The 8,037-nt window shown below is 75.2% G+C and carries 6 protein-coding genes; 2 read left to right on the top strand and 4 right to left on the bottom strand.

From position 1 onward, the window contains the following. Window positions 1-41: 41 nt before the first annotated feature. On the bottom strand, window positions 42-485 hold the full coding sequence (locus AWW66_RS30345) for a MarR family winged helix-turn-helix transcriptional regulator (RefSeq protein ID WP_067373698.1): 444 nt from the start codon (window positions 483-485) through the stop codon (window positions 42-44). A gap of 161 nt (window positions 486-646) precedes the next feature. Here AWW66_RS30345 and AWW66_RS30340 point away from each other — a divergent pair, with 161 nt between their 5' ends. Further along, complete coding sequence (locus AWW66_RS30340; protein WP_245648557.1) at window positions 647-1,873, top strand: MFS transporter; 1,227 nt, start codon at window positions 647-649, stop codon at window positions 1,871-1,873. Continuing rightward, window positions 1,870-2,904, top strand: a complete 1,035-nt coding sequence (locus AWW66_RS30335; RefSeq protein ID WP_067373693.1) for an LLM class oxidoreductase — start codon at window positions 1,870-1,872, stop codon at window positions 2,902-2,904. Before AWW66_RS30340 ends, AWW66_RS30335 begins: the two co-directional genes overlap by 4 nt. Before the next feature lie 32 nt (window positions 2,905-2,936). Here AWW66_RS30335 and AWW66_RS30330 read toward each other — a convergent pair whose 3' ends face one another. The 3 genes from AWW66_RS30330 to AWW66_RS30320 are packed head-to-tail and all read right to left on the bottom strand — an operon-like array spanning window position 2,937 to window position 7,985. Next, on the bottom strand, window positions 2,937-4,865 hold the full coding sequence (locus tag AWW66_RS30330) for an ATP-binding cassette domain-containing protein (protein ID WP_067373690.1): 1,929 nt from the start codon (window positions 4,863-4,865) through the stop codon (window positions 2,937-2,939). Next, entirely contained in the window at window positions 4,862-6,877 is a 2,016-nt protein-coding gene (locus tag AWW66_RS30325; RefSeq protein WP_067373687.1) for an ATP-binding cassette domain-containing protein, read from the bottom strand. The genes AWW66_RS30330 and AWW66_RS30325 overlap by 4 nt, the downstream gene beginning before the upstream one ends. A 28-nt stretch (window positions 6,878-6,905) precedes the next feature. Next, a complete protein-coding gene (locus AWW66_RS30320; RefSeq protein ID WP_396890568.1) occupies window positions 6,906-7,985 on the bottom strand; it encodes an LLM class flavin-dependent oxidoreductase in 1,080 nt (359 codons plus the stop codon). Between the last annotated feature and the right edge of the window lie 52 nt (window positions 7,986-8,037).

Genomic DNA, 8,037 nt, shown 5'->3' with positions numbered 1-8,037 from the left:
CCGGCCCGTCCGCTCCCGGTCGGGGCGGGCGGGTGGGGGAGTCAGCAGTGCCGGAGCTTGTCGACCAGGTGGGTGAGCTGGGCGTCGTCGGCCGCCGTGTCCAGGGCCTGGTGCAGCACCCGCTGGTAGACCCGGCGGGCCCGGGCGACCAGGGCCCGGCCCGCCGGGGTGATCTGGGTGTAGACGCCACGCCGGTCGGTCGCGCACATGTACCGCTCGGTCAGCCCGGCCTTCTCCAGCCGGGCGACGAGGCGGCTCAGCGAACTCTGGTTGAGCGGGATGGCGGCGGCGAGGACCTGTTGCCGCAGGTGGCCGTCGTCGTCGGAGGCGTCCAGGGTGGCCAGGGCGATGTACTCCGACAGGGAGAGCGCGAACTTCTCCTGGAGGGCGTGTTCGAGCGTCTCGTTCACCTGCCACTGCAGCAACCGCAACTCGTGCCACCGCGCGCCGATCTCGTCCGTGGCGGCGGGCTGAGCAGCGGACACTTCCCGAGGCATGGTCGACCCCCTCTCGGGAAGCCTGTCACACCGGGCAGGGACACGCAACCAATTCCAACTTATGCTTTGAAGTATTATGCACGTGCATGTAAATTGAGGCTGTCACCACGGAGAGACACCGTGCCTGCACTCAAATCGTGGAGCCCGACATGTCAAGCAGCACCACCGCGACCAAACCCCGCATGCCCATCGCCCTCTACGCGCTGACCGTCACCGCCTTCGGCATCGGCACCACCGAATTCGTGATCATGGGACTGCTGCCCGAGGTGGCCCGGGACCTGTCGGTCAGCATCCCCTCCGCCGGCCTGCTGGTGACCGGCTACGCGCTCGGCGTCGTGGTCGGCGCACCCACCCTGACGGCCCTGACCGCCGGCATGGAACGCAAGCGCCTGCTGCTGATGCTGGTCGTGATCTTCATCCTGGGTAACGTCCTGTGCGCCGTCGCCTGGAGCTACTCGGTGCTGATGACGGCCCGGGTGATCACCGCGTTCGCGCACGGGGCGTTCTTCGGCGTCGGCTCCGTCGTGGCCACCCGACTGGTGCCCAAGGACCGGCAGGCCGCCGCCATCGCCATCATGTTCACCGGCTCCACCCTGGCCAACATCCTCGGCGTCCCCGCCGGCACGCTGCTCGGCCAGAACTTCGGCTGGCGGTCCACGTTCTGGGTGGTGGCCGTGCTCGGCGCCATCGCCGCCGTCGGCACCCTGCTGCTCGTCCCCAAGGTCGAGAACCACGCCCCGTCCAGCTTCCGGATCGAGGTCCGGGCCCTGGCCCGCCGGCAGGTCCAACTCGCGCTGCTGATGACCGTGCTCGGGTACGGCGGCGTCTTCACCGCCTTCACCTACATCGCGCCGCTGCTGACCGACGTGACCGGCTACAGCGCCAGCTCGGTCGGGCTGCTGCTCGTCCTCTTCGGCGCCGGCCTCTTCCTCGGCAACATCCTCGCCGGCAAGGCCGCCGACCGGGCGCTCATGCCCACCCTGTACACCGTCCTCACCCTGCTGGCCCTGGTCCTCGCCGCGCTGACCCTGGCCAGCCACGACAAGCTCGCCATGGCGGTGGTGATGTTCCTGCTCGGCGGCGCCGCGTTCGGCACCGTGCCACCGTTGCAGATGCGGGTCCTCTCCGAGGCCGGCGACGCCCCGGCCGTGGCCAGCGCCTCCAACATCGCCGCGTTCAACCTCGGCAACGCCGGCGGCGCGTTCCTCGGCGGCCGGATCATCGCCGGCGGCCTCGGGCTGCCCGCCCTGGGCTGGGTGGCCGCCCTCGTCACCCTCAGCGGACTCGCCGTCGCCGTCTACTCCGGCAGCCTCGACCGGCGCCGCGACACCAGCCACCTGGCCGGCGCCGCCACCACCGGTGCGACCAGCCGATGACCACCGAGCTCACCCCACCACGCGTCGCGGGCCGGCACCGGCACCCGGCCCTGGCCCGCCTCTGCGGGGCCGACCTGCTGACCCTCGGCCTGGAACTGCCACTGGACAACGACTGGCACCGCCTCGCCACCCACACCCGGCTGCCGTCCGACGGCCCGCCCGGCGTGCCGGACATGAGCCGGCACGCCGAGTACGCCCGGCTGGCCGACACCTCCGGCTTCGCCGCGCTGTGGCTACGCGACGTCCCGCTCTACGACCCCCAGTTCGGCGACGCCGGCCAGGTCTTCGACCCCTTCCCGTACCTGGGCTACCTGGCCGGCGTGACCCGACGGGTCGTGCTGGGCACCGCGGCGATCGCCCTGCCCCTGCGCCATCCGCTGCACGTCGCGAAGATGGCCGCCACCATCGACCGGCTCTCCGGCGGACGGCTGCTGCTCGGCGTCGCGACCGGCGACCGGCCGGTGGAGTTCCCCACCTTCGGCGTCGACGTCGACACCCGCGCCGAACGGCTGCGCGACGGGGTCCGGGCGATGCGCCAGGCCTGGCGCTCCGGCACCGAGGCCGGCCCCGGCCAGGTCCGACTGCTCCCGACCCCCACGTACGACGACGCCGTGCCGCTGGCCATCGCGGGCCGGGGCGGGCAGGACCTCGCGTGGATCGCCGAGCACCTCGACGCCTACGTCACCTACCACCGCGCGCCGGAGCAGATGCGGCCGGTGGTCGGCCAGTGGCGGGAGGCCACCACCGCACCACACGACAAACCCCTGTTCACCACCATGGTGATCGACCTCGACGAGAATCCCGGCGCCCCCACCCGCCCGATCCGCTTCGGCGCGCACCTGGGCCGCCACGCCCTCGTCGGGTACCTGCGCGGCCTCGCGGACGCGGGCGTCACCCACGTCGCCCTCAACCTGCGGCCGAGCCGCCGCCCGGTCGACGAGGTCATCCAGGAACTGGCGGCGGAGGTCCTGCCGCACTTCCCGACCCCACCCGGCGACCACGGTGCCGGATCGGCGGGTGCCGGAGGCTAGCCGGGCCGGGCGAACCGACCGGTCCCCACGGGTCAGTCGCCCGGCACGTGCGACCCGGGCTCCGCACCGTCGGGGCCCGGTCCGTCCGGGAGGGCCGCCGCACGCCGGCCCTCCCGGGCGTACGCCTCGGCCTGGATGCGGTACAGGGTGGCGTACCGGCCGCCGGGGACGGCCAGCAACTCCTGGTGGGTGCCCACCTCGACGAGCCGACCCCGGTGCAGGGTGAGAATGAGATCCGCGCCGGTGACGGTGGAGAACCGGTGCGACACGATCACCGTGACGGCGTGGGTCCGGGCCGCCGCCCGACGGGACCGTTCCATCTGCCGGTCGAAGATCTCCTGTTCACTGGGCGCGTCGAGGGACGCGGTCGGCTCGTCCAACAGGAACAGCAGCGGCGCCGGGCGCATCGCGGCGCGGGCCAGCGCGGTCTTTTGCCACTGCCCCTCGGACAGGTCCACACCCCCGAACGCGGCGTCCAGTTCGGTATCCAGGCCGTCCGGCAGCCGGTCCACCAGGCCCGTGGCGTCGACCTCCCGCACCGCCGCCGTGATCCGCCCACGGTCCTCGATCCGGGGCAGGTCACCGAGGCCGACGTTTTCCCCGAAGCGGGTGGGGAACCGGCCGAAGTCCTGGAAGGTGGCGCTGATCCGGGCCCGCCACGGCCGGGTGGCCACCTCGTCCAGCGGTACCCCGTCGACCAGGATCCGGCCGCTGTCCGGCCGGTACATCTTGCCCAGGAGCTTGACCAATGTGGTCTTGCCCGAGCCGTACTCGCCGACCAGCGCCACCACCGCCCCGGCCGGCAGGTGCACGCTGACCTCGGCCAGGGCCGGCCCGGTCGCACCCGGGTAGTGGTAGCCGACCCCCTCGAAGGTGATCCCGTGGCGCAGCCGCTGCGGCGCCGGGGCCGACCCGTCGGCCCGCTCCCGCTCCGCGCGGACGTAGTCGCGCAGCCACAGGTACGGCTCGATGACCCGACCGGCGGCGGCGACGTTCGTGGTGTACCGGACCCCGGTGTGCACCGACTGCCGCAGCGCGGCGGCGACGGTGACGGCGAGGACCAGGTCACCGGCCGAGCCGGTACCCCGGGCGGCCTGGTACACGACCAGGGCGAGCGCGGCGCCGAAGCCGGCGGTGAACAGCAGCCAGCCCGCCGTCCGCCAGCCGGCGGCGACCAGGTGCGCGCGGAACCGTACCCGCATGGCCTCGTCCCAGGCGGCGGCCTGCCGGCGGGCCACCGCCGCGCCCGCACCCGCGACCCGGATCTCCTTGCCGCCGGCCGGGTCGGTGGCCAGGTCGAACAGGTGCCGCTGCCGGCGGAACGGCTCGGCGGTGGCGAGGTCGGCCCGGATGATCGCGTTGTTCCCCCGCTGGTCGAACCAGAGCGGCACGGCGGCGAAGGCCAGCAGCCACAGCAGCCACGGGTTGACCGTGCCGAGGAGCAACAGCATGACGGTGAGCTCCAGCACCGCGAAGAGGACACCGTTGGCCGACCAGAGACTCAGCACGATCTCCCAGCCGGCGTTGCGGACCAGGGTGAGCCGGTCGGCGACGTCGGTGCGCTCCAGGTGTTCCAGGCCGTCGAGCGTGGTGATGTCGCGGTGGATCCGCGGGTTGAGGTCGAGGACGGCGACCTTGCCGATGAGGATCCCGGCGGTGTGCGAGTCCAACGCGCCGAGCACGATCCCCGCCGCCCCGGCCACCCCGGCGCCGGCCGCACCGGCGACCGCGCTGCCGACGTCACCACGGATCATCGCGTCCACGGCGACCCGCAGGGCCAGGGCGCCACCGACGACCGTGGCGGCCATCCCGGCCGGGATCACGAACTGCATCGCGGTGAGGACCGGGGCCCGGCGCCAGGACAGGACCAGCAGGTCGACCCAGAGCAGCAGGTACCGCCGGTACCGGTGGGTGGGGTGCGCGGCGGTCCGGGCGTCGCCGGCCGGCGGGTGGCCGCTCACCCGTGCCCCCCACCGGTCGGCACGCCGGCCGCCGCCGGACCGGGTGCCGTTCTGGTCGCCGATCCGGCCGGTGGGTCGGCGGGTGGACCCTCGGGCGGCTCGCCGGGCGGAGCGGCCTGCGCGTCGGCGGCGAACCGGCGGGCCTGGATGGCGAACAGGTCGGCGTACCGGCCCCCGAGGGCGATCAACTCGTCGTGGTCGCCGCTCTCGGTGATCCGGCCACCGTCGAGCAGCACGATCCGGTCGGCCTGGCGGACCGTGGAGAGGCGGTGGGAGATCAGCACCACGCTCGCCCCGCCCCGGTTCGCGGCCAACCGGTGGAAGACCTCGAACTCGGTACGGACGTCCAGGTGCGCGGTCGGCTCGTCGAGCACCAGCAGGTCGGCGCCCATCCGGACGGCGTAGTGCGCGCGGGCCAGCACGACCTGCTGCCACTGGCCACCGGACAGGTCCACCCCGCCGGTCGCGGTCCGGGCCAGCGGGGTGTCCCAGCCCGCCGGCAGCCGCTCCAGCACCGGCGCGAGCCCGGCGTCGGTGGCGGCGGCGGCGAGAGCGGCCGGGTCCGGTGGGAGGTCACCCCGACCGAGGACGACGTTGTCCCGGGCGGGCAGGTGGTACCGGACGAAGTCCTGGAAAACGATGGCCAGCCGGCGTCGCCAGGCCGTGGCCCCGAGCGTCGCGACGTCCACGCCGTCGGCGGTGATCCGGCCCTCGTCCGGTTCGTACAGCCCGGCGAGGAGCTTGATCAGGGTGGACTTGCCGGCGCCGTTGAGGCCGACCACGGCGAGCAGCTCACCGGGGCGGATCTCCAGGTCCAGGCGGTCGAGGACCGGCCGCCCGATGCCCGGGTAGCGGAACGAGACCTGCTCGAACCGGACCAGCGCCGGCCCGGCCCGGCGTACCGGCTGGCCGGCGCGGGCCGTGCCGTCCACACCGTTCGCCGGGGCCGTGCCGTGGCGGGCGGTGCCGGTGGAATCCGGGTCGGCGGTCGGGGCCGGGGCATGCTGAGCCGGGGCGGGCAGCCGGTCGGCGAGGTCGACCGTGGCGCGTAGGCAGCCGGCGGCGGAGACGGCCACTCGCAGGTCCTCGCTCCAGCCCAGCGCCTGGAAGATCGCCACGCTGCTGGCCAGCACCGCCGTGGCGGCGACGACCCGGTCCGCGCCCGCGCCGGCCGCGCCGGCCGCGACCACCGCGTAGCCGGCGACCAGGGGCACGCCGACCAGCAGCAGTTGACCGGCCTCGCGGGGCATCGCCCGGGTCAGCGACGCCCAGACGGGGGCGTCCATGGCCAGGGCGTGCCGCTGGATCCGCGCGGTCAGCCAGTCCCCGAGGTCGTACACGCGGATGTCCTTGCCCTCGGCCGGTGAGGTCGCCGCGTGCTGCCACCGCTGGTTGCGGGCCCCGTCAACGGTCCCGGCCCGCCAGGTGGCGATGCCTGTTGCCGCTTCGCGCTGCCGGATCACGCCGTTGACCAGGGCGGGCAGCAGCAGCGCCGGGACCAGCCACCCGGCGTAGCGGGCCAGCACCAGGCAGGCGCCGGCCACCCCGATCAGGCTGGCGGCCAGCCGGAGACCGGCGACCGCGCCCGCGCCGGGGGTGTGCTCGGTCCAGTTCTCCGGGTCCGCGCGGGAGGCCCGGATCAGGGCCCGGACCTGCGGGTCCTCCAGCGGCGCGATGGTCGTCCCGGCGGCGGCCAGGCCGGCGACCCGGGCCCGGTGGGCGCCGTCGACGCGGGCCGTGGCCAGGAACGCCAGTGGTGCCGCCACGGTGTCCACGACGTGGCCGAGCAGCAGCACCAGGACGAAGGCGAGCAGCGGCAGCGCCATCACCGACAGCGGCGCGTCGGTGGGGACGGCGGTCTGGATCCGGCCGACCAGGTGCGCCATCGCGACCGCGCTGGCCGGCGGCAGCAGGGCGCCGAGGACGAGCAGCAGGGCCAGGGCGGCCGTCAGCGGGGTCCGGGCCGCGCGGAGCGCGCCGGCCAGCAACCGGACGTCGGTCAGGAGCGCCACCGGTGCCTCCTCGTCGTGCGGTGGACGGTCACGGTCGGGGTGGTCCCTGCTCGGCCCACGACCACGCCTGCCGGGGGTCGCGGCGCCACGGGTCGAAGGACTCCAGCCACCAGGTGGCACCGGCGGCCCGGTACCCGGCGGCCAGGTCGCGGGCGCGCGGCAGGTCGTCCGGCGGCAGCCGGCCGGGCACCGCGACCGTCCAGTCGACCGGCCGGGCCGGCACGGCGGCCGGACGGCCGGCGGCGGCAGCAGGCCCGGCGGCAGCAGGCCCGGTGGCGGCCGGGCGCCCGGTGGCGGCCAGGATGGCGTCGAGTTCCGCCCGGTCCGGTCCGCGCAGCCCGCCGCCGGGCTCGCGGACCATCGGGACCACGCCGTCCCAGCGGGCCGCCCGGGCCAGCGGGGTACGGCTGCGGGCCGGCCAGGTGGCGGCGACCCAGACCGGGATCCGGGGACGCTGCACCGGCGGCGGCAGGAACGTGACCCGGTCCAGCCGTACCCGCTCGCCGTGGTGGCTGATCTCCTCGCCGCTCCACAGTCGCTCTAGAACCGTCAGCGACTCGTCGACCTGCCGGGCCCGGGTGGCGAGGTCCGGGTCGAGGCCGAAGGCGGCGAAGTCGGTGTCGGCGCTGGCACCGAGGCCCACGCCGAGGACCAGCCGGCCACCGGAGAGGTGGTCGAGGGTGGCGGTCTCGCGCGCGACCTTCCAGGGGTGCCGCTGGGCCAGGGGGGTGACCAGGGGGCCGCTGCGGATCCGCCGGGTGCCGGTCAGCATCGCCGTGACGGCCGTCCAGGTGTCGACCAGCGGCAGCCGGGTCGCCCGGTCGAGCAGCAGGTGGTCCCAGAGGAACACCCCGTCCCACCCGGAGTCCTCGGCGGTGCGGGCGAACCGCAGCAACCGGACGGGGTCGGCGTAGTAGCCGGCGTTGGGCAGCAGCAGACCGAACCGGAGCCCGTCGCCGGCCGGCTCGGCCGCCGGTAGCGGCCCGGCGGTGTGGGGCTCGGCCGCCGGCAGCGGCCCGGCGGTGATCGGCTCGGCCGCCGGCAGGAGGCCGGCACCGGTCGGCTCGGCCGCCGGCAGTGGGCCGGGCGGCGGGCCGGTGGCGGTCACCGGGCGTCCCGCTCGGGCGCCGGGCCGGCCGCGAGGATCCGCCGGGCGGCCT

This window comes from Micromonospora rosaria (assembly GCF_001567585.1).
Classification (GTDB): domain Bacteria; phylum Actinomycetota; class Actinomycetes; order Mycobacteriales; family Micromonosporaceae; genus Micromonospora; species Micromonospora rosaria.
Note: the sequence above shows the minus strand (reverse complement) of the source record. Positions and strands in the feature narration are given on the sequence as shown.